At 70.3% G+C, this 25,625-nt stretch carries 17 protein-coding genes; 12 read left to right on the top strand and 5 right to left on the bottom strand.

All coding sequences use genetic code 11. The annotated features are described in order from the left end of the window. Entirely contained in the window at window positions 1-438 is a 438-nt protein-coding gene (locus KXZ72_RS07065; RefSeq protein WP_226083323.1) for a MarR family winged helix-turn-helix transcriptional regulator, read from the bottom strand. A gap of 129 nt (window positions 439-567) precedes the next feature. Here KXZ72_RS07065 and KXZ72_RS07060 point away from each other — a divergent pair, with 129 nt between their 5' ends. Further along, on the top strand, window positions 568-1,749 hold the full coding sequence (locus KXZ72_RS07060) for an MFS transporter (protein WP_226083321.1): 1,182 nt from the start codon (window positions 568-570) through the stop codon (window positions 1,747-1,749). Window positions 1,750-1,766: 17 nt separating this feature from the next. Here KXZ72_RS07060 and KXZ72_RS07055 read toward each other — a convergent pair whose 3' ends face one another. Then, on the bottom strand, window positions 1,767-3,452 hold the full coding sequence (locus KXZ72_RS07055; RefSeq protein ID WP_226083319.1) for a phospho-sugar mutase: 1,686 nt from the start codon (window positions 3,450-3,452) through the stop codon (window positions 1,767-1,769). A 224-nt stretch (window positions 3,453-3,676) separates the two neighbouring features. On the opposite strand from KXZ72_RS07055, the gene KXZ72_RS07050 reads away from it, so the two are divergent. From KXZ72_RS07050 to KXZ72_RS07010, 9 genes are read left to right on the top strand one after another with little or no spacing between them, the layout of a single operon-like run. Continuing rightward, entirely contained in the window at window positions 3,677-4,642 is a 966-nt protein-coding gene (locus tag KXZ72_RS07050) for an FHA domain-containing protein (RefSeq protein ID WP_226083318.1), read from the top strand. Then, window positions 4,639-5,772, top strand: coding sequence for a serine/threonine-protein kinase (locus tag KXZ72_RS07045; protein ID WP_226083317.1), 1,134 nt, complete (start codon window positions 4,639-4,641; stop codon window positions 5,770-5,772). Before KXZ72_RS07050 ends, KXZ72_RS07045 begins: the two co-directional genes overlap by 4 nt. Next, on the top strand, window positions 5,772-11,897 hold the full coding sequence (locus KXZ72_RS07040; RefSeq protein WP_226083316.1) for an Ig-like domain-containing protein: 6,126 nt from the start codon (window positions 5,772-5,774) through the stop codon (window positions 11,895-11,897). The genes KXZ72_RS07045 and KXZ72_RS07040 overlap by 1 nt, the downstream gene beginning before the upstream one ends. Window positions 11,898-11,934: 37 nt before the next feature. Further along, the gene (locus KXZ72_RS07035; RefSeq protein WP_226083311.1) at window positions 11,935-12,912 is read left to right on the top strand and encodes an AAA family ATPase; all 978 of its coding nucleotides are present in this window, start codon (window positions 11,935-11,937) and stop codon (window positions 12,910-12,912) included. Further along, window positions 12,909-14,309, top strand: a complete 1,401-nt coding sequence (locus KXZ72_RS07030; RefSeq protein ID WP_226083309.1) for a DUF58 domain-containing protein — start codon at window positions 12,909-12,911, stop codon at window positions 14,307-14,309. The genes KXZ72_RS07035 and KXZ72_RS07030 overlap by 4 nt, the downstream gene beginning before the upstream one ends. Then, window positions 14,309-16,855: a DUF3488 domain-containing protein gene (locus KXZ72_RS07025; protein WP_226083307.1), complete on the top strand. Its 2,547-nt coding sequence runs from the start codon at window positions 14,309-14,311 to the stop codon at window positions 16,853-16,855. The genes KXZ72_RS07030 and KXZ72_RS07025 overlap by 1 nt, the downstream gene beginning before the upstream one ends. An 11-nt stretch (window positions 16,856-16,866) precedes the next feature. Continuing rightward, the gene (locus KXZ72_RS07020) at window positions 16,867-17,469 is read left to right on the top strand and encodes an FHA domain-containing protein (RefSeq protein ID WP_226083306.1); all 603 of its coding nucleotides are present in this window, start codon (window positions 16,867-16,869) and stop codon (window positions 17,467-17,469) included. Next, on the top strand, window positions 17,466-18,326 hold the full coding sequence (locus tag KXZ72_RS07015) for a PP2C family protein-serine/threonine phosphatase (RefSeq protein WP_226083304.1): 861 nt from the start codon (window positions 17,466-17,468) through the stop codon (window positions 18,324-18,326). Before KXZ72_RS07020 ends, KXZ72_RS07015 begins: the two co-directional genes overlap by 4 nt. Further along, window positions 18,319-20,727, top strand: a complete 2,409-nt coding sequence (locus KXZ72_RS07010) for a hypothetical protein (RefSeq protein ID WP_226083297.1) — start codon at window positions 18,319-18,321, stop codon at window positions 20,725-20,727. The genes KXZ72_RS07015 and KXZ72_RS07010 overlap by 8 nt, the downstream gene beginning before the upstream one ends. Window positions 20,728-20,742: 15 nt before the next feature. Here the strand turns inward: KXZ72_RS07010 and KXZ72_RS07005 are convergent, their stop codons facing one another. Genes KXZ72_RS07005 through eccD form a run of 3 tightly spaced genes read right to left on the bottom strand, consistent with a single transcriptional unit; the run spans window position 20,743 to window position 24,658 of the window. Next, window positions 20,743-21,999 (bottom strand): S8 family serine peptidase, encoded by a 1,257-nt coding sequence (locus KXZ72_RS07005; RefSeq protein ID WP_226083295.1) that lies wholly within the window; start codon window positions 21,997-21,999, stop codon window positions 20,743-20,745. Beyond that, complete coding sequence (eccB, locus tag KXZ72_RS07000; RefSeq protein WP_226083294.1) at window positions 21,996-23,327, bottom strand: type VII secretion protein EccB; 1,332 nt, start codon at window positions 23,325-23,327, stop codon at window positions 21,996-21,998. Before eccB ends, KXZ72_RS07005 begins: the two co-directional genes overlap by 4 nt. A 2-nt stretch (window positions 23,328-23,329) precedes the next feature. Then, complete coding sequence (gene eccD, locus KXZ72_RS06995; protein ID WP_226083293.1) at window positions 23,330-24,658, bottom strand: type VII secretion integral membrane protein EccD; 1,329 nt, start codon at window positions 24,656-24,658, stop codon at window positions 23,330-23,332. A gap of 228 nt (window positions 24,659-24,886) precedes the next feature. Between eccD and KXZ72_RS06990 the strand changes: the two genes are divergently transcribed. Continuing rightward, window positions 24,887-25,204 carry a WXG100 family type VII secretion target gene (locus KXZ72_RS06990; protein ID WP_226083292.1) on the top strand — a complete coding sequence of 106 codons (318 nt, stop codon included), beginning with the start codon at window positions 24,887-24,889 and terminating at the stop codon, window positions 25,202-25,204. Between the two features lie 50 nt (window positions 25,205-25,254). Further along, the gene (locus KXZ72_RS06985) at window positions 25,255-25,536 is read left to right on the top strand and encodes a WXG100 family type VII secretion target (protein ID WP_264159486.1); all 282 of its coding nucleotides are present in this window, start codon (window positions 25,255-25,257) and stop codon (window positions 25,534-25,536) included. Window positions 25,537-25,625: the final 89 nt, after the last annotated feature.

Genomic DNA, 25,625 nt, shown 5'->3' with positions numbered 1-25,625 from the left:
CTAGAGCGTGCCCAGCGCCTCGGCGAGCGGCGCGACCTCGGGGTCCTCGCGGGCCTCGGCGAGCACGCGCTTCAGTGTGGCCTCGTGTACGGGGGCCGCCCGCGCGAGTAGATCGCGTCCCGCGGCGGTGAGTTCGGTATAGATTCCGCGGCGGTCATCGGCGCAGAGAATGCGGGTGAGGAGCCCCCGATCCTCGAGCCGGGTGACCAGGCGCGTGGTGGCGCTGGGGCTCAGGGCGGCCGCATGCGCGAGCTGCTGCATGCGCATATGCCAGCCGTCCTGGCGCTGGAGCGCGTCGAGCACTGTATATTCCACGACCGAGAGGGAGAGCTCCTCGCCGAGCGCGCGTTCGAGCGCACCCTCGATGCGGCCGTGCAGCGCGGCCAGCGTGCGCCAGCCCCGGGCGCGTAATTCCACGGCTCCGTCGGCGATACCCATGTGCGCTCCTTGGTATTTGGGGCGGGGGAGGACCCCGCCACGCAGATAGTTGCTTGCGCTGGATAGTTGCGTGTGCAATGATTTATCCCGCGCCTGCAACTAACTCTATCAAGACGGGGAAAAATCCGCATGACTTCCACTCGCTCGCTCCCGGCCGGGCTGATCGCCCTCGCGCTCGGGGGCTTTGGCATCGGGCTCACCGAATTTGTGATCATGGGTCTGCTGCCCGAGGTCGCCCGCGATTTTGCGGTCAGCGAGGCCGCCGCGGGCTGGCTGATCTCGGGCTATGCGCTGAGCGTGATCGCCGGGGCGCTGGGCCTCACCGTGCTCACCATCCGCCGCCCGCGCAAGGGGGTGCTCGCCTGGCTGTTGATCCTCTTTATCCTGGGCAACCTGATCAGCGCCCTCGCCCCGACCTATACGATCATGCTGCTCGGTCGGATCGTGGCCGCCCTGTGCCACGGCGCATTTTTTGGCATCGGCAGCGTGGTGGCCGCCAACCTGGTGGCCCCCGAGCGCCGCAATTTTGCCGTGGCCGTGATGTTTGGTGGGCTCACCACCGCCAATGTACTCGGCGTGCCTCTGGGAACCTTCCTCGGCCAGGCGGCCGGCTGGCGCTCCACGTTCTGGGCGATCACCGTGATCGGCGTGATCGCGCTGCTGGGCGTGCTCGCCCTGGTGCCACGCTCGGTTAATACCGGGGCGACGCCCTCGCTGCGCCGCGAGCTCTCCGCGTTCCGCAGCTCCCAGGTCTGGCTCACGCTCGGCGTGACCGTCTTTGGTTTTGGCGGCATGTTTGGGGCCTTCACCTATATCGCCTATACCCTCACCGAGGTGAGTGGATTCGCGGTGACGGCGGTGCCCTGGCTGCTGATCGTTTTTGGGCTGGGGCAGTTCCTGGGCAATATCGGCGGGGGCTGGGCCGCGGATCGTTTTGGCGACCGCGCCCTGATCGCCCTCTTTGCGCTGCTCGCGCTTGTGCTGGTGTTTTTTGCCCTCAGCGCGGCCTCGCCCCGGCTCACGATCCTCTCGCTGCTGCTGATGGGAGGCATCGGCTTTGGCTCGGTGCCCGGCCTTCAGACGCGCGTGATGATCTCTGCGCCGGGCGCACCCACGCTCGCCTCGGGCGCCAATATCGCCGCGTTTAACCTCGGTAATGCGCTGGGTGCCTGGCTCGGTGGGCTGGGCATCGCGGCGGGCCTGGGCTATGTCTCGCCGCTGTGGCTGGGGGCCGGGCTGGTGCTGATCGCGCTGATCCTGATGCTGCCCGCCGCGCGCGGGGCCGCGGCAGCGCGCGCACACGCCGCGTAGCCTCCCGCGGCGCGCGGCTAACCGAGCGCCGCGACCAGCTCGCCCACCGCTGTGCGCAGCTCGGCGAGCCGGATATCGGCCTCGGCCGCGCGCTCGGCCGGGGCCTGCACGTCCAGATAAAACTTAATCTTCGGCTCGGTGCCGCTCGGGCGGGCCATCAGGCGCGAACCATCGGCGAGGCTAAAGCGCAGCGCATCCGTGCCCGGGCCGCCGCCCGCGGGCCGCAGCATATCGGTCACGCCCGTCACGGCGGACCCGGCAAACTCGGTGGGAGGGGCGGCCCGCAGCGCGGCCATCAGGCGCGGAATCTTGGCGGTATCGGATACCCTGATTGCCACCTGATCGCTCGCAAAATAGCCAAAGAGCCGCGTGAACTCGGCCAGCAGATCGTGCACGGTTTTACCGGCCCGCCGGGCGCGCGAGGCGAGCGCTAAAAACGCCAGGCCCGCCGAGATGCCGTCCTTATCGCGCACTGTCTGCGGGTTTACCAGATAGCCGATGGCCTCCTCATAACCAAAGATCAGCCCGGGCACACGCGATACCCACTTAAAGCCGGTGAGCGTCTCGACAAAATCGAGACCATAGTGTGCCGCGACCGTGCCGAGTGCGGGGGAGGACACGATGGTGCACGCGAGCGTGCCCGTGCCGCCCGCGCCGCGGGCCGCCTCCCAGCCCAGCAGCAGGCCGATCTGATTGCCCGTGAGCTGCAGATAGCCCTCGGGCCGGGTGGGGTCGGGGATCGCGATGGAGCAGCGATCGGCATCGGGATCATTCGCGATGATCAGATCGGCACCCACCTCGCGCGCCCGCCGATAGCTCAGCTCCAGCGCGCCGTCCTCCTCGGGATTGGGGAAATCCACGGTGGGGAACGCGGGATCGGGATCGCGCTGGGCGGGCACCACCTCGGGCACCGGGAACCCCGCGGCGGGCAGCACCCGCGAGAACGTCTCCCAGCCCACGCCGTGCATCGCGGTATACACCACGTTCAGCGGAACCTCCGGGTGCACGGGGGCCTCGCCGATCAGCGCCGCGGTGGCCCGCACATACTCCTCCAGCACCGCATCATCGGCTGTGTGATACTCCGTGGAACGCGGCAGGTCCCCCACCGGGCCCGCCGCGGCCACCGCGCGGATATGCCCGGCGATCTCCGCATCCACGGGGGAGATGATCTGCGAGCCGGCATCGGCATCACCCAGATAGACCTTATAGCCGTTATCGGCGGGGGGATTATGGCTCGCGGTGACCATGACCCCCGCGGATACCCCAAAATAGCGCACCGCAAACGCGAGCACGGGCGTGGGCAGCGCGCGCGGAAGCAGGATCACGTTCAGGCCCGCGCCCGCCGCAATCTCGGCGCTATCCAGCGCGAAGATCCGCGAGTTTTTGCGGCCGTCATAGCCGATCACGAGGCTCGGGCGCTCATCCAGCGGGCGCGCATTCAGATAGGCCGAGAGCCCCGCCGCGGCCCGGGCCACCACGACCCGGTTCATCCGGGTGGGGCCGGCGGCAAGCGCGCCGCGCAATCCGGCGGTACCAAAGCTCAGGGTGCCCGCAAAACGCTCGCGCAGCACGGCCAGCGCGACCTCGCCCTCCGCGGCCTCGGCGATCAGCTCGGCGAGCTCGGCGCGGGTCTCGGGATCGGGATCCTCGGCCAGCCACCGCTCCGCCTGCGCGAAGAGTTCCGCGCGCTCCGCGGCGCTCATGCCCAAAATCCCGCGCCGCACGGGCATACGACTCGGGGAGCGGGGAGCGGGTTTAAGAACTGTTCTGACATTGAAGATACTCTAACGGGCCCCGCGCCCAAACGGGCCGACACCGGGCGAAAAATCAGGAAACCGCGGCCGGTAATCCACACCCATGTGACCGCCCATGGTGCACTACGCGCACTTCCGGCCCCGAGGCCGCCAGACTCACATACCCTGCAACGGTGTTCGTCTATGCCGATTCCGCGAGTTCGCAGCCGGGTTATGCCGTTGCCACGGGCCCGCGACTGTGTTTATTGCCGCCCTCCGCCTCGCCCGAAATCGCGCGCGAGGTCTTTTTGCTGCTCGCGCGCGCGAGGCACGATGCTGAACTCACGGCCGAAAATCTGGTGCGCCAACTCGCCTCCCGTTGCGGCGAGATTCCGTTTGGACTCGTGACGCTGGTGCCCCAGGCCCAGGGCGGCGAACGGATGGGGCTCGCCGGGGATCTGGAACTCCACGGTTATGCCGAGCGCCCGCTGCTCTCCCTCCCCGGCCACGGCGAGGACGGCCCCTCCGCGGAGCTGAGCCTGCTGCCGCTGGGACACGGCATCGTCCGCGCCGCCCTGGTGGGCGTGCGCACCGCCGAGCGGGGAGGCTATGGTGCCGCGCGCGCCGGCATAGGCAACCCCGGGGCCGTGGCGCTGGCAGCCCCGGCCGCCGCCCCCGTGCTGGACCCCAATGCCTTTGCCGTGATGTTCCCCTCGGATGAACCCGCGCCCTGCACCGATCCCGTGCCCACCGAGAGTAACTGGTGGCTGGGATTCCCCGATGGGCGGGAACTGCTCGTGGATCAGCGCATCCGCTTCGGTCGCCGCCGCGGGTCCCCCGATGACGGAACGCGCGGCGGCGACGGGCTGATTCGGATCCGGATCGGGTCACCGCGCCGCGAGATCTCCGCCCGACACCTCGAATTGGTGCCCACTGCGGTGGGCCTGCTGGCGCGCGACCTCGCCTCCAAAAACGGCACCCTGGTGAACGGCGCGCATGGCACCACCCACCTGATCGAGGGCGCCGAGACCACCCTGCGCGATGGCGACCGGCTGGAACTCGGCGAGGATTTTGAGATTCGCGTGATCGACCGGAGCGGGGAGAGTACCGAGGGCCCGCGCTCGCCCGAAACCCAGGACACCGGGGAGGACCCGAAATGACCCGCCGCACCCCGCGCACCCCACCGGTGATCGCCGGCCATACCTATGTGCGCCCGCTCGGCGCCGGGGGCTTTGCCGAGGTATTCCTCTATGAGCAGGACATGCCGCGCCGCGTGGTCGCGGTGAAGGTGCTGGACGGCACGGCGTGGACCGAACGCACCCGGCATGCCTTCCAGGCCGAGGCCGATGTGATGGCCCGGCTGAGCGCGCATCCCGCGATCATCTCGATCTATCAGGCGAGCATCTCCGCGGATGGGCGCGCGTTTATCGCGATGGAGTTCTGCCCCGAGACCATGCGCACGCGGATGAAGGCCACCCCGCTGACCCTGGAACAGATCCTCGACGTGGGCGTGCGCCTATGTGGCGCGCTGGAAACCGCGCATCGCAGCGGCGTATTACACCGCGATATTAAACCCTCCAATGTGCTGGTCACCGCGCTGGGCCGCCCGGTCCTGGCCGATTTTGGCATCGCCGAGGTGCGCGGCGCCGTGCGCGAACACGAGCAGATCGCGCTGTCCTATCCCTGGGCCGCCCCCGAGGTGGTGGAGACCAAAATCTCCGGTTCTGTCGCGAGCGAGATCTGGTCGCTCGGCGCCACCCTCTATACCTTCGCCGCCGGAAGATCGCCGTTTGAATCCCCGGACCGGGAACAAAACGAGCGCCGCCGCCTCGCGGCCCGCATCAGCCGCGCCCTCTATGTGGGGCTGCCCAATGGCGAATCCTATGGCCAGCTGGACGAGGTACTCTCGCGGGCCCTGCGGAAAAACCCCGAGGAACGCTATGGCAGCATGCTGGAATTTGCCGAGGCGCTGCGGGCGATGCAGCGGCTCTACGGCTATGACGTGACCCCGGTGGATGTGATCTCCGAGGAGTGGGCCGGCGCGGCCCCGCGCGGCGATGACGATCGTTTGCGCGGCCCCGTGGTCTCCACGGTGCGCCCGGATTCGCGCCGCGTGGCCCGCGAAAATGCCCGCGGCCAGGCCACAACCTCGCGCACAGCGACGCGCGCCCGGCCCGAGAAAAAACGTTCGCTGTCCACGGGGGCCGCGCTGGGCCTCGGCGCCGGCGGCATGCTGATCCTGGGCCTCGCCGGATTCCTCCTGACCCGCGTGCTCGGCGGGGGTGCCTAGTGTCCTGGCTCTCCACGCGCGGCGCGCGCAAAGCCCGCATCGGCGGCAGAAAAAAACTCATCGCGGGGATCGCGGGCGGCGTGGCCGTGCTGATGCTTGTGACCCTCGCGGTTTTTGCCGAGGGCTTTGATACCCGCGAGCTGCCCCGGCTGGAAACCTCCGTCTGGGTGACCCGGGACTCCGGCCAGTATGCCCGGGTGAATACCGAAACCGGCGAGATTGATACCGTGCGTCAGGCGGTGGAGCCCGCGCAGGTCCTGCAATCGGGAGAAAACGGCATCATCCTGGGTTCCGGGCTGAGCCGGGCCTGGCCCATCAACCCGGCATTCCCCGCCGATTTTGCCCTGGATACCGCGGGCTCCGGCGATTCCGAGGCGGGGGATCAGGGCGCCAGCGCGGCGAGCGAGGCCCGCTCCACCCAGGCCGAGAACACCCCGAGTGGAACCCGCGAGGTGCTGAGCGCGGGACCCTATTTTGCGCTGCGCACCGAAAACGGCGAGGTTTATGCCGGGCGCCTGGAGGATAATCCCGGGCAGGCCGCGGAGGGGGGACTCTCGCTGCGCGAGGGCACCGCCGCGGGCCGGATCGCCGGGGCCACCCGGATCGACCCGCTCGCCGGCACCGCGGCGGCGGGCCCCGAGGAACCCGACGCCGAGCAGTCGGCGGGGGATACCGAGAGCGCCGGTTCGGGCGAGAGCAACGCGGGCTATCTGGCCACGGCCATCGCCCTGGACGAGCGCGGGCGGCTGGCCCTGTTCTCCGCGGAGGAACGCGCCGTGCGCACCTATGACGCAGCCAGCGGCGAGTTCACGGGCGGCACGCGCGCGGTCCCCCGGGAGGCCGCCGCGGCACGCGACCCCCAGCTGACCCTGAGCGGCGGCGACTGGGCCCTGCTGGAACCCGAATCGGGCACCCTCTGGCGGCAGGGAATCGGCCAGCCCGTGACCCTGGAGCTGGGCGAGGACGCCAAATTACAGCATGCCTCGGCGGGCAGCGAGGAACCGCTCCTGATCGCCGATAGCCGCGGACTCTGGCAGGTCGCCGGCGGCGAGGCCCCCGAACGCCTGGTCGAGGCCGCGGGGATTCCCGCGCGCCCGCGCGGCGTGGACGGGCAGCGCTATGCCGCGTGGCTCGACGCCGCCGAGGGCACCCTGTGGTCCTCCGCGAGCGGCGCGACCACCACCCTGGACTATGACCCCGAGGCCGGGGCCGCGGGCCGCCGCCTGAACCCGGTGATCCAGAGCAATGGCAGCCGAGCGGTGCTGAGCGAACGCGATACCGGAATGCTGTGGACCCTGCCCGCGGGCACCCTGATCCCGCTCTCGCTGTGGACGCTCGCGCAGCCCCCGCGCGAGGACAGCGGAACCGTGGTGGTGGAGGATGTGAGCGAATCGCTGCCGCCCGTGGCCGTGCCCGATAGCTTCGGGGTGCGCGCGGGAGGACACGCGCTGCTGCCCGTGCTGTTGAATGATTATGACCCCAACCGCAAGGACATCCTCACGATTATCCCCGAGCTGATCGGAGCGATCAGCCCCGCCGAATTTGGTGCCGTGGAGGTGCTCCCGGGCGCGCAGGGACTCGCGATCAGGGTGGCCGAAAACGCCGGTGGAACGGCGAGCTTTAGCTATCAGATCACCGATGGCACCCACGTCTCGGAACCCGCGACGGTCACGCTCACGGTGGCCCCCGAGGGCACCGATAGCGCGCCTGAATGGTGTGGCGTGGAGGGCTGCCAGCTGGCCTGGCCGAGCCCCGAACTGACCCCCGGCGGCACGCTGGTGCTGCCGATTCTCGCCGGCTGGGTGGACCCCCAGGGCGATCCGCTATTTCTCGCCTCGGCCCGCGCGCGCGATCCCGAGGCCCCCGTGCGCGTGGTGGCCACCGAGGACGGCCGCGTCGCCGTGCGCCATACCGATCCCAATGCCGCCGATGCAGCGATTGCAGTGGATATCGTGGTGCGCGATGCCAATGGCAACGAGCGCGAACGCACCCTGATGTTGAATATTCTCGCTGCAGCGAGCGCCCGGATGGAATCCGCTGCCGTCACGATTCCCGTGGGCCAGCGCCTGAGCCTGCACCCGCTGGAGCAGGCCAGCGGCGGCTCCGGTTCGTTCCAGCTCGTGGACGCCGTGCTGCCCCAGGGGGCCGGGTCCTCCGAGCTGCGGCTCACCCCGCAGCCGGGCACCGCGACCCTCGAGGTGGAACCCTCCGTCGCGGGCTCCTTCGACGTGCAGCTCACGGTGCGCGATACCCTCACCCAGACCGAATTTGGCGGGCAGCTGCGGGTGATCGCGACCGAGACCGCGCCGCGGCTGACCCTGCCGCCCACGCGCGCCTATGTGCGCGCCCAGCAGGACACCATCGTGAACGTGCTGGACGCGGTGCCCGATCCCGGCGACCGGGTGCTACTACTGGAAGACGCGAGCGTGAGCTCGGGCGATCTGGCCGTGCAGACCCTGAACCAGGAGCGGCTGCGTGTGACCGGCTATAGCCCCGATGGGGCGGCGGGCCGCGTGGGCACCGCCGAGCTACGCATCGGCGATGGCTCGGGGGAGCAGGCCACGGGCCAGCTCACCGTATTTCAGCTCCCCGAGGTGAGCGATTCCGCGGTGATCGCCGTGGCCGATTATGCCACCGTGCGCGCCGGCAGCGTCGTGGATATCGACGTGCTTGCCAATGATGTCAGCACGGGCGCCGAACGCCTGCTGCTGGACCCCGTGGTGGGCGGCTCGGGTGCGGAGGGCGAGCTCGCCTTTATCTCCGGCGATACGCTGCGCTATCTGGCCCCGAATCGGCCCGGCGTTTATACCCTGACCTACTCCAGCTATCTGGAAAACTCGCCCGAGCGCCGCGATACCGGCCAGGTGCGGGTCAACGTGATCGCCGAGGATAATAACCGCGCGCCCCAGCCCGCGGTGCTCACCGCGCGGCTGGTGCCGGGACAAAATACCCGCGTCGCCGTCCCGCTCACCGGGGTGGACCCCGATGGGGACCGCGTGCGCCTGATCGCGGTGGACTCCTCCGAACGGATCACCGCGACCGTGGCCGCCACCGGCGATGAGATCCTCGTGGAGGCCTCCGAGGATGCCGAACCCGGCGTGCTCCGCCTCGGCTATACCGTGCGCGATGGCTTTGGGGCCGATGCCACCGGCGAGCTGCGCGTCGCCGTGAGCGCCGCCGCCGAGCGGGATAGCGCGCCGATCACGGTGAGCGATCAGGTGCGCCTGATGCGCGGAACCTCCGCGACCACCACCGTGGAACCGCTGCTAAACGACGTGGACCCCACGCTGGGCACGCTTGAACTGATCTCGGTGGAACCCAATGTTTCCGGTGCCGCCGGCACCCCCGAATACGATCGCCTGCGCGCGATGATCACCCTCGATGACCTCGCCTCCGGCCGCGTGGTACTGCACTCCGGGCCGGATGCCGGAAGCCACTCCTATCGCTATACCGTGCGTTCCACGCGCAGCGGCAGCACCGCGGAGGGCCTGATCGTGGTGCAGATCTCGGACCGGGTGGGAACCCAGGCCCCGATCGTGGCCGATACCACGCTCACCGCGCGCGATCGCGCGGTGCTCGCGGGGGCCGGCGTGGATGTGCTGACCGGCCGCGTGCGCTGGTCCTCGGGAGATCCCGAGGGGCTTGCGCTGAGCGTCTGGGGAGACGCGGCCTCGCGCTTCCGGGTGGCCGGACCGCGGCTGATCGGAGAGTATCGCGCGAGCGGCGACCTGGTGCCCTTCCGACTTGCGGGAACCGATAATACCGGGGCCGCCGTGGAAACCTTCGGCTTCCTGGTGGTGCCTCCGCTCGAGGAGATCCGGGTGGGCCTGCGTGCGGGCCTGCGCCCGATTGAGGTGGACGAAAATAACTCCGTGACCGTATCGGTGGAGGACGTGGTGGAGCGCGTCCCGGGGGAGCGGATCGAGCTGCGCCCGGGCGCCCTGCCCACCCAGCGCGCCGCCGCCTCCTGCAGCGCCTCCGGCCAGGATATTCGCTATTCGGCGGGGGCCGAGGCCCCGTGGCAGGACCGCTGCCTGATCGATGTTCGGCTGCCGGGCCAGAACCGCTGGACCGCGCTATCCCTGCCGATCCAGATCAGCCCGCGCGAACCGCAGGTGGAACTGGACGGGCTGACCCGGGTGATCCGCCCGGGCGGCGAGGAGAGCGTGGATCTTGCCGCCGATATGGTGCGCTGGCAGGGTGGCCGCGTGGGCGATATGTCCGCGCTGCGCTTCTCCCTCGGCGAGCGGGGCTCGCTCTTCCAGCTCAGCCAGGAGGGCACCGTGCTGCGCGTGGTGGCGCGCGCGGATGCTCCGCCCGGCTCCGAGGAGCGCGTGATCGTGGACGTGCGCGGCGCCGGCGAGGGCCGGGCCACGCTGATCCTGCGCGTGGGGGATGCCCCGCGCGAAACCCCGCGGGGCGCCACCGTGTCCTCGCAGTGCACGGTGGGCGCGGGCGGATGCCGCGTGCGCGTCGTGGGAGTTCCGGGGGAATTTGATCCCTTTGCCGGGCGACCCGGCGGCGGGCTGGTGCTCGACTCGATCAGCGGCTCCTCCTGCCCCGTGGCCCGTTTTGGCCGCGCGGGCGAGGACGCCGTGGAGATCACCTGGCCCTCGGGCCAGACCAATGGGGCCACCTGTACCGTGCCGTTTACCGTGCGCGATTCGCAGGGTCGCCTGGGTGAGGGCCGCATCGAATTTGATGCCCAGGGCCTGCCGCAGGCCCCCGCCGCGATCACCACGGCCGCCTATACCGGCTCCTCACTCACGCTGGACGTGGCGCTCGGCGAGGCGCTGGGCGCCCATCCCGAGGTGACCGGCGTGCGCCTGGGCGGGGACGGATCCTCCTCCGCGAGCTGCGCCCCGTCCACCCCGGGCACGTATCGCTGCGAGGTCACGGGACTGACCAACGGCCAGCAGCATCGCTTCACCGCGCGCGCGGTGAACGCGGTGGGAGCCTCGGCGGAGACCAGCCCGGTCACCGCCTGGGCCTATCAGGCCCCGCGCATCGACTCCGTGAATGCCGCGCCCCGCTATGAGCCGGGCGTGACCTCCGAGTCGCAGGGCTCGGTCCGGGTGAGCATCGCCGCGGCCGCGGATACCCGAGCGTTCCGCATCGACGGACGCGAGGGCGAGGTGCCGCGCTCGGGCGGGACAACCATCATCGATATGACCCTGCCCGTGGGCTCCACCCAGATTCGGGTGACCCCGCTGAGCGCCTTTGAACCCCCGATGCCGGGGGGAAACGCGGAGGGCGACCGCGGAACCGCCGCGGTCACGGTGGCCGGTGCGCCGCGGATCACGGGCCGTCTCGGCGTGCGCGCCGAGGGAGATACCGGCCTCGTGGCCTCGGGAATCGGCGGCGATGCCAATGGCAGCGACCGGCCCCTGAGCGTGATCTATCGGGTGGCCGAGCGGCCCGCCGCGGTGCCCGAATGCCGCGTGGACGATGGCGGGGCGCTGATCGCCGAGAGCGGCGATCTGGCCTCGGGCGAGTTCTCCGGGCTCAGCCGCCGCCGGCATCACGATGTGCGCGCCTGCGTGAGCAACGGCTATGGCGTGGTGGGCAGCGACGTGGTGTCGATGCGCACGGGAGGTAAACTCCCCACCCCGGTGGTGGTCTCCGGCTATGAGGTCGCCACCACGCCCACGCGCACCCCCGAGGGGGACTATGCATATCGCCTGCGCACCGCCCCCGTGGTGGAGGTGCTCTCGGATATGGTGCTGCAATACCGGCAGCAGGGCGCCGACTGGCGATCCGAGCTGGTGCTGGACCCGAACTCGCGCGCGACCCGCGTGGAGGCACGGCAGTGTTTTGCCGATGAGCTTACGCGCTGTTCCGATCCGGTCCCGGTGGGGGCGCTCACGGTACCCACCGAGGTGATCGTGAGCGGCATCGCCGAGTGTGTGGCCGCGGATCAGACCGTGCTGCGGCCGCTTCCGACGGTGACCGCGGGCGCGAACCGCGATGCGCGCGTCTCCGATCTGATGAGCGATCCCTCCCGCCCCGGGCTGCGTTTTGCGATGATCACGTGGAGCGGCGCGTTCTCCGCGCTGCCACCCCTGGAACTGAGCTTCCCGCTGTGTACTGTCCCGCCCGAGGACCCGGACGAGGACGATAAATGATTCACCACTCGTGGTATTCCCGAAAGGACACCCCCTCATGACCGCATCCGGCGCACTCAGCACCGAACAGGCAGCCTGGATTCACGGCGTGCAACGCGCCGTGGTGGATAATATGGAGCAGGCCATCCACGGTAAACGCCGCGTCCTGCAGCTGGTATTTGCCACGGCCCTGGCCGGCGGCCACGTGCTGCTTGAGGACGTGCCCGGCACCGGAAAAACCGCGCTCGCGCGGGCCCTCGCCCAATCGGTGGAGGGCACCGATTCGCGCATCCAGTTCACGCCCGATCTGCTGCCCGGGGATGTCACCGGCATCACCGTATTTGATCAGTCCGCGAATGTTTTTGAGTTTCATCCGGGGCCGATCTTCGCCAATGTGGTGCTGGCCGATGAGATTAACCGGGCAAGCCCCAAAACCCAGTCGGCACTGCTGGAGGTCATGGCCGAGCGCCAGGTGACCGTGGACGGCACCACCCACCGCATCGACGCACCCTTCCTCGTGATTGCGACGCAGAACCCGGTGGAGCAGGCGGGCACCTATCGGCTGCCCGAGGCCCAGCTGGACCGGTTTATGATCAAAACCTCGATTGGCTATCCCGATGGTGCGGCGATGATGCGCATCCTGCAGGGGCTCAACCGCGATCAGGACGACCTGAACCCGGTGATCTCCACCGCTAACCTCGTGGAGGCAGCGGCACTCGCCCGGCAGGCCTATGTGAGCCCGCTGATCTCCGATTACATCATGCGGATCGTGGACGCCACGCGCGCGGCCACCGAGGTGCGCCTGGGCTCGAGCGTGCGCGGCGCGGTTGCGCTCTCGCGCCTGGCGATGGCCTGGGCCGCCTGCCAGGGCCGCGCCTATGTGCTGCCCGAGGACGTGCGGGAGCTGGCCGTGGCGGTGCTCGCGCACCGCCTGGTACTGGAACCCGAGGCCGAGTTTGACGGTGTCAGCGCGGTGGACGTGATCGGTCAGGTATTGATGGACGTGCCCGTGCCCGAGGAGAACCCGGCGGAGTGAGCGAGAACACGGAGCGCGGCACCGGCTCGACCCGGCACCGCACGCGGAGAAAAACCTCGACCACCCGGACCCGGGGTGCGGGGGAATATACGGCCACCGTGACCCGGACCGCGGTGCGTTCGGCCGCGCCGGGACGCGGCGAGCTGCTGCGTCGCCGCGCCGCAAGGCTGCTGCGCCGCGCGCGCGTGCGGCTTATCCGCGTGCAGAAAAACATCGCCGAGCTGGTCACCGCGACCGGCTGGTTTGTGCTGGCCTGCGGCGCGGCCGGGCTGCTGGCCGGCGCGCTGCTGGGCTGGGTGGAGGGCTGGTTTTTGGCGGGGCTCAGCCTCGCGCTGGTGCTGCTCGCGGGACCGTTTTTGCTCGGCGGGCGCGCCTATGCCATGACGCTGGGGCTGGAACGGGACCGGGTATTTGCGGGCGAGGACACCGCCGCCTGGCTCGAGGTGCGTAATCTGGCCGCGGGCCCGGCGCTGCCCGCGATTGCGGAGCTCGGCGTGGGCCCGGCGATCCTGCAAATCCCGGTGCCGTTGCTCGGGCCGCGGGCCGAACGCCGCATCCCGGTGCCGCTGCGGGCGCCGCGGCGCGGGGTGATCCCGGTGGGCCCGGTCACCGTGTCCCGGCGCGATCCGATTGGGCTGTTTCGTCGCGCGGTCACCTGGAATCAACGCCACCTCCTGCACGTACATCCAGCGATCGCGGCCCTGCCCCAAAATAGCGCGGGGATGGTGCGCGATCTGGAGGGCCAGTCCAGCCGCCGGCTGACCGATTCCGATCTGTCCTTTCACGCCGTGCGCGCCTATGTGCGCGGCGATTCCTTCCGCCACGTGCACTGGCGTTCCACCGCGAAGACCGGCGCGCTGATGGTGCGCCAATACGAGGAGTCCCAGCTCTCCCGCGTCGCGGTGCTTTTTGATGCGGTGCGCGCGGAATACGCCTCGGATGAGGAGTTTGAATTGGCCGTGAGCGCCGCCGCCTCGCTCTCGGTGCAGGCAGTGCGCAACGGGCGCGATCGGTATATCGCCTCCGCCTGGTGCCCCGACCGCGGACGCCCGGGACCGCTCGGGGTCACCGAGATCGGCGGGCTGGGGGTGCCCGCGCTCCTGGACTCCTGGGCCGAGCTGGAGGCGGTGGCCTCGGGGCCGCGGCTGGAGCGCCTCGCCGCGACCGTGGCCCAGGGCCAGGCACACCTGTCGATCGTATATATCGTGACCGGGTCGATCCCGGATATGTCCCGGCTGCGCCGCGCCGCCTCCGCCTTTGCCGCGAATATCGGCGTGGTTGTGGTGCGCGCGCAGCAGCTGGCCGAACCGGCAGCGCTGCGCGTGGATACCGGAACCGTGCTGACCGTGGGGGCCGTGGGCGACCTCGGACAGCTGCTGATCCGGGGGAATAACTGATGTCAAAGCGTACCCGGGAGACCCCCGCGCTCTCGCGCTATCTGGCGCAGGTGCTGCTGATGCTGGCCTTTGCCGCGCTCGCGGTGGCGGCCGCCTGGCCGATCTATCGCAGCGAGCGGCTCTGGCTGATCGCCGCCACCATCAGCGTGATGGCCGCGGCCCTGCTCTGGGCGCGCACCCGCCTGGGCTGGTCGCCGCGGCGGATCCTTCTGATCGCCCCGCTTATTTTTGTGCTGGCCGTGGTGCCGCTCGCGGTGCCCTCGGCGCTCGGCGGCAGCCCGCGCGGGATCCTCCTGGGGGAACGCGACGGGCTGGTCACCGTGGTCACCGGCTGGAAACAGCTGCTCACGCTGGGCCTGCCGGTGGGCGAGTATCAGGCCGTGCTGGTGCCGTTTTTTGTGGTGCTCCTGGCCGCCCAAACCGGCGCGGTGCTGCTGCTGGGCGGCGGGCCGCGGGCCTCCTCGCTCGCGGTCCTTCCCCTCTTTGCCCCTCTACTATTTGGCCTGATCTGGGGCGGGAGCGAGCTGAGCGCCCCGGTGCTGATACCGGGAATCGGGGCGAGCATCCCCGCGCCCCGGGAGATCGGCCTGTGGGGGATGGCCTTTATCCTGGCGCTGGCCTGGGTGCGGGTGGCCTCGGAATCCGGGCGGCGTGCGGCGCTGCGCCGCGGCCGCGGGCTGGCCGGTGCGGATACCGCGTCCGCGCGCCGGACCCGTGGTGCCCTCTGGCGGCCCGTGGCCGGAATCCTGCTGCTTGCGCTCGCCGTGGGGGCCGCGCTGACCGCCGCGCCCGTGCTGGCCGAGGCGGGTGAACGCCGGGTACCGCGCGAATATATCGATCCCGATCTGGTGGTGCAGTCCCAGCCGGGCCCGCTCGCCGGCTATCGCATCTGGAAGCGCGATATCGAATTTGATCGGCCCCTGTTTCGGGTGTCCTCCTCGGGGGCGCTCCCCGAGCGGCTGCGCATCGCCGTGCTGGATAGCTTCGATGGCAGCGAGTTTCATGTGGCCGATGGCGCCTCCGGGGGCGAGCGCTATACGCGCTATCCGGGCGGGATCGGCGGCGAGGATACCGTGGAGCTGAGCGTGCAGATCGAGGCCGGCTATGAGCAGATCTGGTTGCCGCTGCCCGCGCAGATCGCCGAGCCGCCGCGGTTCCGCGGCCCGCGCGCCGAGGCCCTCGCGGATACCTTTTATATTAACCGCGCCACGGGCTCGGGCATCGTGACCCCCGTGCCCGAGGACCCGGAAAACGGCGTGCGTGACGGGGATGGCTATCGGGTGCGCGCGGTGCCCACCGCTCCCGGCGCGGGCGCGCTCGGCGCACCGGCGCATTCCGGGCCGCAGATCGATGCGGAGGCGCTCCCCGAACTGACCGCCTGGATTCGGGCGCAGGATCAGCCGCGCGATGAGCGCGGCCTGCTCACCCTGATCGAGCGGCTGCGCGAGCGGGGATTCCTGAGCCATTCGATCACCGCCGAGGAGGGCAGTTCGCGCTGGATCGCCGCGCTGGCCGAGACCGATGGTTACCGTTTTGCGCCGAGCTTCGCGGGCCATAACGGCTCTCGCCTCGAGGGCCTCTTCTCCGATCTGAACCGGCAGCAGCGCGTGGTGGGCGACGGCCAGGACGGCGCCCAGCTGGTCGCGGCGGTGGGCGATGACGAACAATTTGCCGCCGCCGCGGCGCTGATTGCCCGCGCCCTGGGCTATGACTCCCGCGTGGTTGTGGGCGTGCGGCTCGGCGAGAACGCCGGCGTTCCGGGGGTCCCGGCATGTATCGAGGAGTGCACGGGCGAGAATATGGCGGCGTGGATCGAGGTGCGCGGCGCGGATCGGAACTGGCGCAGCATCGACGCGACCCCGCAACACGATAATATTCCGATCGAGCTGATCGAGGGTGAGCAGCTGCCCGAGTTTGCCACCGTGCCCGAGGACCTGAACGCGCAGTCCAGCGATCCGCTGCTGAGCCAGGGCGAGGGTGAGGCGGGCGAGGCCGATGCCGATCGTGGCCCCTCCTGGTGGCTCGCGGTATGGCCCGTGCTGCGCCCGATCCTGCTGGGGACGGGGGCGCTGCTCCTGCTCCTGCTGCCGGTGCTGTTCCTGCCGGTGGCTAAACGGATCCGGTATCGGCGGCGACGCGCGCAGGGCTCCCCGGAGATCCGGGCGCTCGGCGCCTGGGCGGAGCTGCTGGATAGGCAGCGCGATGCCGGAATGGCGGTTACCGCGGGGCTGCCGCGCGCGGCCCAGGCCGAACAGATCGGCGGCCCGCGGGCCGGGCAGATCGCGGCCGGGGTGGACCGCGCGGTTTTTGCCCGCGGCGATATCTCCGAATCCGCGGTGGACCGCCTCTGGGAGGACACCGAGGCCGAATTGGCCGAGCTGGACGCGGAGACCACGCGCCGCGAACGGCTGCGGCGGGCGCTGAGCCCGCGGTCGCTGCTGGGCGGAATCGATCCGCGCGCGATGCTGCGCGGGCTACCCTCCGCGATCCGCCGGTCAGCGCGCCGGCCCCATCAACCCACAGCCGCGGATACCCCCGCGGATTAAAGGAGACACAGGTGAAAAACACATATCCCGGACAGACTCCGGGCGCGATGGTCCCACCCCCGCCGCCCCCCGCCGAAAACGACTGGGAGATTTCCGGTCCGGCCGTGCTGGAAAACTCCTATTGGAGGGCCGCGCCGCCCCTGCCCACCTATGTGGATCCGGGCGAGGGCGGGGTGGCTCCCGAGGAGGGCACGGTGATGATCGCGCCGCTGTCGGCGGGGACCGAGGAGGACGATGCCACCGTCTTTGTGGATCGCACCCCGCCGCCGCGCTGGCGGCTGGTGCCGGAGGAGGGCGCGGCGCTGGAGCTGCCCGCGGAGGACCTGATCCTGGGCCGCAAGCCGCGCGCGCTGGCCGGGACCGAGGCGCTGATCATTCCCGATCCCAGCCGCACCATCTCCAAGACCCATGCCCGGCTGCGGTTTGTGGAGGACTCCTGGCTGATCACCGATCTGGGCGCGACCAATGGTGTGCTGCTCTGTGCCGACGACGGCACGGAGGTGCCGATCGAGCCGCATATTGAGACGCCGGTGCTGGGCAGCATGCTGATCGGGACCGTGTGTATGCGCATCGAGCGGATAGCCGATGCGCCGGCGGACGGGGCGGCGCGTTGAGTGCCGCCGCGGTGCCGTGGAGCGGGGAGAGTGTGCTCTCGGAGCGGGTGTCCTGCGAGGCCGCGGCGCTGAGCGATGCCGGGCGCACGCGCACCCGGAACGAGGATTCGATCGCGGTGGGCGGTCCGTATTTTTTGGTGGCCGATGGGATGGGCGGCTACGATGCGGGGGATCGCGCGAGCCGAGCGGTGACCGAGGCGTTTTTGGCGGGTTTGCCGGAATCGGCGCCGGCCACGCTGGATCAGGTATGGGCGGCGCTTGAGGACGCCCGGCGCGAGGTGCGTGGCGTGGCCGCGGATACGCCGCGCGGCGCGGGGAGCACGGTTTCGGGGCTGATCCTGATTCGGCACGAGGAGCGGCTGAACTGGCTACTGTTAAACGTGGGGGATTCGCGGGTATATCAGCATGTGGGCAGCGAGCTGGTGCAGCTGACCGCGGATCATTCGCTGCGTGCGGAGATGATCGCGCGCGGGGTGACCGGGGATTCCCCGAGCCTTCCGGCGCGCAATATCATCACCCGGGCGATTGGTTCGGAGGAGAGCGTGCCGGATTCCTGGCTGCTGCCGCTGGTGCCGGGGGTGCGCTTTTTGATCTGCACGGATGGCCTGCACGATGAGCTCACGGAGGAGCGTATTCGCGCGGTCCTGACGATGTCGGGGCGGCCGCGCTCGGCGGTATCGGAGCTGGTGCGGCTCGCCAATGAGGCGGGGGGTCGGGATAATATTTCGGCCATCGTGGTGGATGTGCATGCGCGCGAGGGCGCGCCCATGCGCCGCGAGAATACCTCCGGGGGTACCGCCTCGGGCTGGGAGCACTCGGTCACGGCGACCGCGGAGGTACGGAGGACCGATGACTAACCGGGACGAGGCCACGCCGGGGGAGTCCGGGTCCGGGGAATCCTCGCGCCGCGCGGCACGCGAGCGCGCGCGGGCGGTCAGGGAGACGGAGGGGACCGCGGGGATCCCCGCGACCGCAGACGGCGGAGACGGCGCAGACGCCGGAGCGGGCAGCGCGCCGGGATCGCGTCGCTCCCGGGGCGTATCCGCGGGGGAGCAGGAATCGGCGTCCGCCGCGGTTCCCGCCTCCGCGGAGGCTGCGGAGCCCGAGGAGGCGACGGTCTTTGTGGCGCGCCGCGGTGGTGCCGTTGACGAGGCGGTGCCGGGCGCTGCCTCGGCAGAATCCGGGGATGAGTCCGGTGCGGATGAGGCGACAGTGTTTGTCCAGCGGATGCGCGCGGAGGCGGCGGTGTCCGTCGAGGCTTCTGCTGCGGCGGAGGCGGAAGATGCGGAGCCCGAGGAGGCGACGGTCTTTGTGGCGCGTCGTGGTGATGCCGTTGACGAGGCGGTGCCGGGCGCTGCCTCGGCAGAATCCGTGGATGAGTCTGATGTGGATGAGGTGACCGTTTTTGTCCCGCGGATGAGTGCCGCGGCGGTGTCCGTCGAGATGCCCACTGGTGCGCAGAGAGAAGATGCGGAGCCCGAGGAGGCGACGGTCTTTCTCGCGCGTCGCGATGATGCCACCGGCGAGGCCGTGCCAGACGTCGCCTCCGGGGAGCCCGTGGATGAGGCCGGTTCGGAGGAAGCGACAGTGTTTGTCCCGCGGATGCGCGCGGAGGGCTCGGCATCCGTCGAGGTTTCTGCTGCCGCGGAGATGGAAGATGCGGAGCCCGAGGAGGCGACGGTCTTTGTGGCGCGTCGCGGTGGTGCCGTTGACGAGGCCGTGCCGGGCGCTGCCTCGGCAGAATCCGCGGAAGAGTCCGGTATGGATGAGGCGACCGTTTTTGTGCCGCGGATGCGCGCGGAGGGCTCGGCGTCCGTCGAGGTTTCTGCTGCCGCGGAGGTGGAAGATGCGGAGCCCGAGGAGGCGACGGTCTTTGTGGCGCGCCGTGGAGCCACCGTTGACGAGGCCGTGCCAGATGTTGCTTCCGGGGAGCCCGTGGATGAGGCCGGTTCGGATGAGGCGACCGTGTTTGTCCCGCGGATGCGCGCGGAGGCGGCGGTACCCGTCGCGGTTCCCGTTTCCGCTGAGAACGACGGTGAACCCGAGGAGGCCACGGTCTTTGTGGCGCGTCGTGGTGCCGCGGGCGAGGCCGGGCCAAACATCGCGTCCGGGGAGTCCGCGGAAGAGGTCGGTTCGGAGGAGGACGGCGGGGGAGAGGCGACGGTGTTTATCCCGCGCCGGGACATCGAGGCCCCCGCGCCCGCCGCAGTCCCCCAGGCCCCGTCCGATGAGCAGGGGGAGGCGACGGTGTTTATCCCGAGCCGCGGAACCGCCGGTGCTCCCGCGGAGCGGATAACCGAAGAGGGCGAGGAGCCCGCCGAGGAGGCCACCGTTTTTGTCCCGCGGGACGTCGCGACGCGCGATGCGCCCGCCGCGGATCGCGCCCCGGTGATGTCGGACGAGTCGAAAGAGGAGGCCGAGGCCGGGGAGGCCACGGTCTTCATCTCGCGCCGTGCCGCCGCGGGCAAGAAGACCCCCCTGCCCGTCTCGCCGCCGGACGGGGAGGAGCCGGGCGAGGCGACCGTGTTTATCCCGCGGGAGGCTGCCGGATCGACGCCGGGGGAGACCCCGGGCGAGATACCGGCAGGGTCCGCGTCGGCCGCGCAGCCCACCCCGGGCCCGGAATCCCCGGGACCCGCCGAGGCCGGCGCCTCACCCGCGGGCGGCGCCGATCCCGCCCCGGCTTCAGCCGGGCCGAACGGTTCGGCGCCCAAATCCGAGCACGAGCCCGCGTCTGTTCCCAAGTCCGAGCCCGAAACGGACCTTGTTCCCGAGTCCGAAACGGACCCTGTTCCCGAGTCCGAGTCCGAGCCCGTTCCCAAGTCCATCCCCGAGCCCAACCCCGAAACGGACCCCGAACCGACCCCCGTGGCATCGGCCTCCGCACCCGCCCCGACCGCGTCCGCGGCCGCACCCTCCCCGAGCTATACCGTGCAACCGGCCACCCCCGCGCTGCCCGCGGCCCATCCGGCCCCGGTGGGCCCGCCGCCCGCGCGCTCGCCGTTTCAGCGCGCGCCCGATACGGATGCCGGGACCGCGGCCCGCGCGGAGCCTGCCGCCGCGCGCCGCATCCTCGGCCCCGGCGTGGGAAGCGCTCCCTCCCCGGTGCCGCCGCCCCCGCCGCGCGCGGGTGCGGGTCCCGTCTCGGCGCGGGCGCGCGATGACCGCTTCCGGGTGCTCACCCTCGCGGGTTTCGCGGGCACCGTGCTGCTGTGCGCCGCGGGGCTGGCCGGGATCGTTATCGCGTTCCTCAGCTAGCCCGCGCGCCGCGTCCTAGCGCGCCGCCGCGGCCTCGCGGCGGCGGCGCAGGATGCGCGTGCCGAGCCCCAGCATGGTGAGTACCGCGAGCAGCGCGGAACCGCCGATCACCGCGATCGTGGTTGCTGCCTCGCGCGGCCGCGGCGTATCGCCCACCGTGAGGTGCACCGCGGGCGGGATGATCGCGCTCCCGGCGTTTTCCATAAACGGGCTCGCCGGGCCGCGGGTATCGCTCGCGGGCAGCAGCGCAATCGCATCAAACGGTCGGATCATGCCCCAGCCGCGCTCGGTATCGGAGCGGTCGGCCTGGGGCCGGTCGGCGGTGGCCTTAAGCCGATACGCCCACTGCTCGGGGGTCTCCCCGGGGTGTTCCTCCACGATCAGTGCCGCGGCGGCCGCCGCATAGCCGGTCGCGAAACTCGTGGACGGGGCCTCCACCGCATAGCGGCAGTCCCCGGCGCCGGTGGCCGTGGTCAGCACGTCCTGCCCCGGCGCGGCCACGTCGATATGATCGCCGTGAATCGAATCGGTGGTGGGCAGCCCAATCGCGTTTACAGCGGTCACGCTGAGCACCCCCGGATATGCCGCCGGATAGCGGGTGCTGTCGATCTGATTGGTGGTGGTGGCCCGGTTTCCCGCGCTGGCCACCACGAGGGCCCCGGCCGCGGTGGCCTCCTCCACGGCGGAGCGCAGCTCGGCGGTCTCCACATCGTCACTCATCGCCACCGTGATCACGCGCGCACCGTGGGCCGTGGCATAGCGGATGCCCTCGGCGATGCGCACGGCATCGGGCCCAACGCCGTCCTTTTGGCTCTGCTCATCGCTGCCGCGGAAGACCCGCACCGAAAGCAGCTGTGCCTCGGGGGCGAGCCCCACCACGCCGGACCCGGCGGCGGCGCGCGCCCCGATAATCCCGGCGATGGCCGTTCCGTGCCCGTTGGGATCGCCAAAACCATCGGGTCGTTCGCCGTCGTTGATCAGCGAGACGCCGCCGATCACGGCCTCGGCCAGCTGGGGCCGGGTGATATCAATCCCGGAATCCACCACCGCGACGATCACGCCGCTTCCGCGCGGGCCGGGCTCCATCGGATCGGCCTCAAGCAGGTCAAAGGCCGCGGGAGGCCCGGGAATGCGCCCGATAATCCCGGGCGTGCAGTCATCCGCCGCGCGTGCGGCACCCAGGGCCGGCGGCAGCGGGTTCAGGACGAGTCCCGCGCCCAGCAGCGCGGAGGCCCCCACCACGCCGAGCAGGCGCCGCGGCAGGCGGGTCATCCCGCGGCCGCCGGGGTGCTTGCGGCCGCGACCGCGGTGAGCTCGGGACCGGAGGGGATCAGCCGCAGCCACGGGGCCGGCACCACACTAATATCCTCTGAGGTATAGCCCAGCTGGATCACCACATCCTCGGTGGCTCCCGGGACGGCATAGGCGATTCCGGTGGAGTCGATCACCGTGACCGAGCCCGCGGTGCCGCCGCGCACAAGCGCGCCGCCGCCGCGCGCCACGCTGACGGTATTTACCACGCGCTCCTCGCTGCCGCTCTGGGTGCGGATCGTGGATTCCGCGAGCATCGTGCCGCGGATAGTGCCCTCGCCGAGGGTCGCGCACGGCAGCGTGCGTTCGGCCTCGGCAAGCGGGGTGAGCAGCCGGGTGGGCCAGTCGCTGCCGCCCGCGGCCTCGGCATTGCGCAGCGCGGCCAGGTCGGCGGGCGGGCGGGCCACGGCCTCGCCCAGGCTCCCGGCATTACCCAGCAGGAACAGGCGATAGGCCACGGGGCCCAGCGGCGCGAGGGAACCATCGGCGCGCAGCAGATAGCGTTCCTCCTCGGGGCTGCCCACGGGGTGAATCACGCTGCCCGCGGGCAGGTTGATCCCGGGCACGGCCGATCCGGCGCCGTCCAGGTTCAGGGGGGCCAGATCGGTTCCGGGCTCAAAGAGGTTCAGCCAGTCGCCGGTCACGGGCACGGGCCGCTGGGCGTCCAGGCCCACGGCGCGCAGCACCGCGGCGCTCTGCGCGGGGTCCACGGCAAAGCGGTGCCCGCCGGAAATAACAAAAATATCCTCCTCGCGGGTCACCACGAGCCCGCGGTCGCTCGCGGCCGGGCGCGGATTTTTCCCGCCGATGCGCAGCTGCGTGGAGCGGTCGGCTACGCAGGCCTCCCAGGCCCCGTCCTCGAGTGCCGCCGAGGAGGGCAGCGCATCCGGGCCGCCGAGGATTCCGATGGTCTCGCCGATTGGAACGCCGGAGAGGGAGCCCTGCGAGACGGTGACCACGGAGAACTCATTGGCGGGGATCAGCAGCCGCGCACTGACGGTATTGATCACGGGATGCAGGGTGCCGTCCACGGAGAGATAGCGGGCCCCGGTGTCCTTGGCCACGATCAGGCGGTTATTTTCCCACCCATCGGGCAGGCCCGGGCTGATCAGGCCAAAAAACAGCCCGCCCAGCACCACCATGGCCGAGAGGGCCACGCCCGCGATGACCGCGCGCAGCGGCTTGGCCGGTTCCAGCTCCTTGCCGCCCGGGGCCCCGCCGGTGAAGGCCGAGAGCAGCCGGCGGCGGCTGAAACCCTGGGCCTCGGTCAGGTCTTTTTTGGTCGCCATGATTAGGCGATCCCGGCCGCGATAACACCCAGCGGCAGCAGCAGCGTGAGCAGGATGATCTCCACGGTATCGGCCAGCGTGCTCAGCCGCAGGCGGACCCGATCGCTGAGCAGGGTGAGGCCCACCACGAGCGCGGTGGCCGTGATCAGCACGATCAGCAGCAGCGTGGTCTGTTCGGGATGGGCCAGCAGCGTGACCAGCCCCGCGGCGCCCACGATTGCGGTGCCGCAGGTCAGCAGCGCGAGCACCGAACCGCGCGCGCCCGATTGCCGGGACTGGAACATCAGCACGGCCCCGCACAGCACGCTGAGGATCGCCCCGGCCCAGGACTCCGCGGCCACGAGCGGAATCGCGGCGAGGATCGTGAGCCCCAGCGCGAGGCGCAGCGCGATCAGCAGGCGCTGGCCGGAACGGATGCGTTCGGCCACGCGCTCGGCGTTAATGGGTTCGGGGGTATCAAACATTTCCTGCTCGCTCTGCGGCGAGAGCACGGTGATCCGGGTGCTGGCGAGGGCCAGCCAGGGCAGGCTTCCGGCGAGGGCCCCGCAGGCGGCCACGGCCACGGCAAAGCTCGCGGCGGCGGGCGCGTCAAAGGCGGCATGCACCGCGGCGGGGATGCCCAGCGCCAGGCCCAGGGTCATCGGGGCCACGAGATATTCGATCGGGCGCACGGCGATAAGCATCGCGAGTGCACCCCCGAGTACCGCGCCGAGCCCGGCGGCGGCCAGCGGCCACCCCCAGAGATCCCCCGCGGGCACCAGCAGATAGCCGGTGAGCCCGGCAAATACCGAGGCGGAAATCCCAAAGGCGATGCCCGCTCCCTGCTGGCCGAGGCGGCCCAGCGTCGCGGTGAGGGTGAGCAGCACGGCGGTGCCGGCCGCGGCGATCAGCGCGGTGATCAGGTTGCCGGGGCCCTGCGTGGTGAGCACGAGGGCGCAGAGCGCGAGCAGGGTCAGGCTCACGGCGGTCGCGGTGCGCGCGGCATCCTCGGGACGCCAGACGCCGTGCTGATCGGCGCTGGCGTCGATCACGGCCTCCACCACATCGTCATAAACCTTGCTGGTGGCGACAAGCTCACCGCGCATCAGCGTGAGGACCTCGCCGGGGGTGATGCCCTGGGCGAGCGCCCCGCCCGTGGGGCTGAGCGGCCGACCATTGGCGCGGATCAGCCCATAACCGCCGTGGACAAGCGTGGGATCCAGCACCCCGAGGCTGCGGGCCATGCCCGGTATTAATTCGATTAACGGCAGCTGCCCGGGCACGGCCAGGTCGATTCTGCGGTCGGCATGGACCACGGATACACGAATGATCGTATCCGCGTCCTGAGTCATATTCTGCGCCACGTGGGTCCCCCTTGATGAGCTTGCGGAGAGGCCTGTGCGAAACGACAACGTTCTTTCGGTGACAGGGGCCTCGTCAACGTGCCACTTAGAGAATAGGTTTACGCGCGATGGTTTGTTCGTTTTATGGGGCTAAGTGACGCATCACGCGACGCATCGACGGGGCAATTCTGCTCAGGCCACGGCCATCCACGGAAAAAACTAGCAAAGGAGGCAGAGTTGGCAAACGTCATCTCCGCAGAAGAAGGAGCCCTGCGCCGCGGTGCGCAGGCAGTCAACACGACCAAGGCCGGCATCGACCAGCACGTGAAGAAGGTGCGGGGCGAGATTGAACAGCTCCGTGGTTTCTGGACCGGTGGGGCGGCCACCGCATTCACCGGCATGATGAACCGCTGGGACGAGGAGGCACGCAAGCTTAACGACGTGCTGATCACCCTGGAGGACGCCCTGGCCGGAACCGAGCGCGATCAGGCTCGCAGCGAGCAGGATCACCAGCAGGCCATTTCCGGCCTCGGCGCGATGATGTCCGGCGCCTAGGCGCACGGGTCCGATCACCACAACTAAGGAGTCATTTTATGATGCAGTCAATGTCGGTTCAGTCCGCACAGGTAAGCGCACTCTCGCAGGAGATCCGTGGCGGTGCCCGTAATATTCGTGCCGAGCTCGATGGTCTCGAATCCGAGATCGGTCGCCTGCGCTCATCGTGGAGCGGTGAGGCACAGAACGCCTATGACGAGGCACAGCGCCGCTGGAACGCGTCGCTTTCGCAGATGCAGGAGCTGCTGGAGCGTATCTCCACCAGCACCGAGCAGATCGCTCAGGGATATACCCAGACCGATAAGAACGCCGCCGGACGCTTCGCGCTCTAACGGTAACCGGTCGGGTATCCGCGATCCTATGATCGCGGATACCCGGCCTCCCAGGTTTTGAGGGTGCACTGCGTGTGCCCAATTTCAGG

It is taken from the genome of Mycetocola spongiae (assembly GCF_020424085.1).
GTDB classification, from domain to species: domain Bacteria; phylum Actinomycetota; class Actinomycetes; order Actinomycetales; family Microbacteriaceae; genus Mycetocola; species Mycetocola spongiae.
Note: the sequence above shows the minus strand (reverse complement) of the source record. Positions and strands in the feature narration are given on the sequence as shown.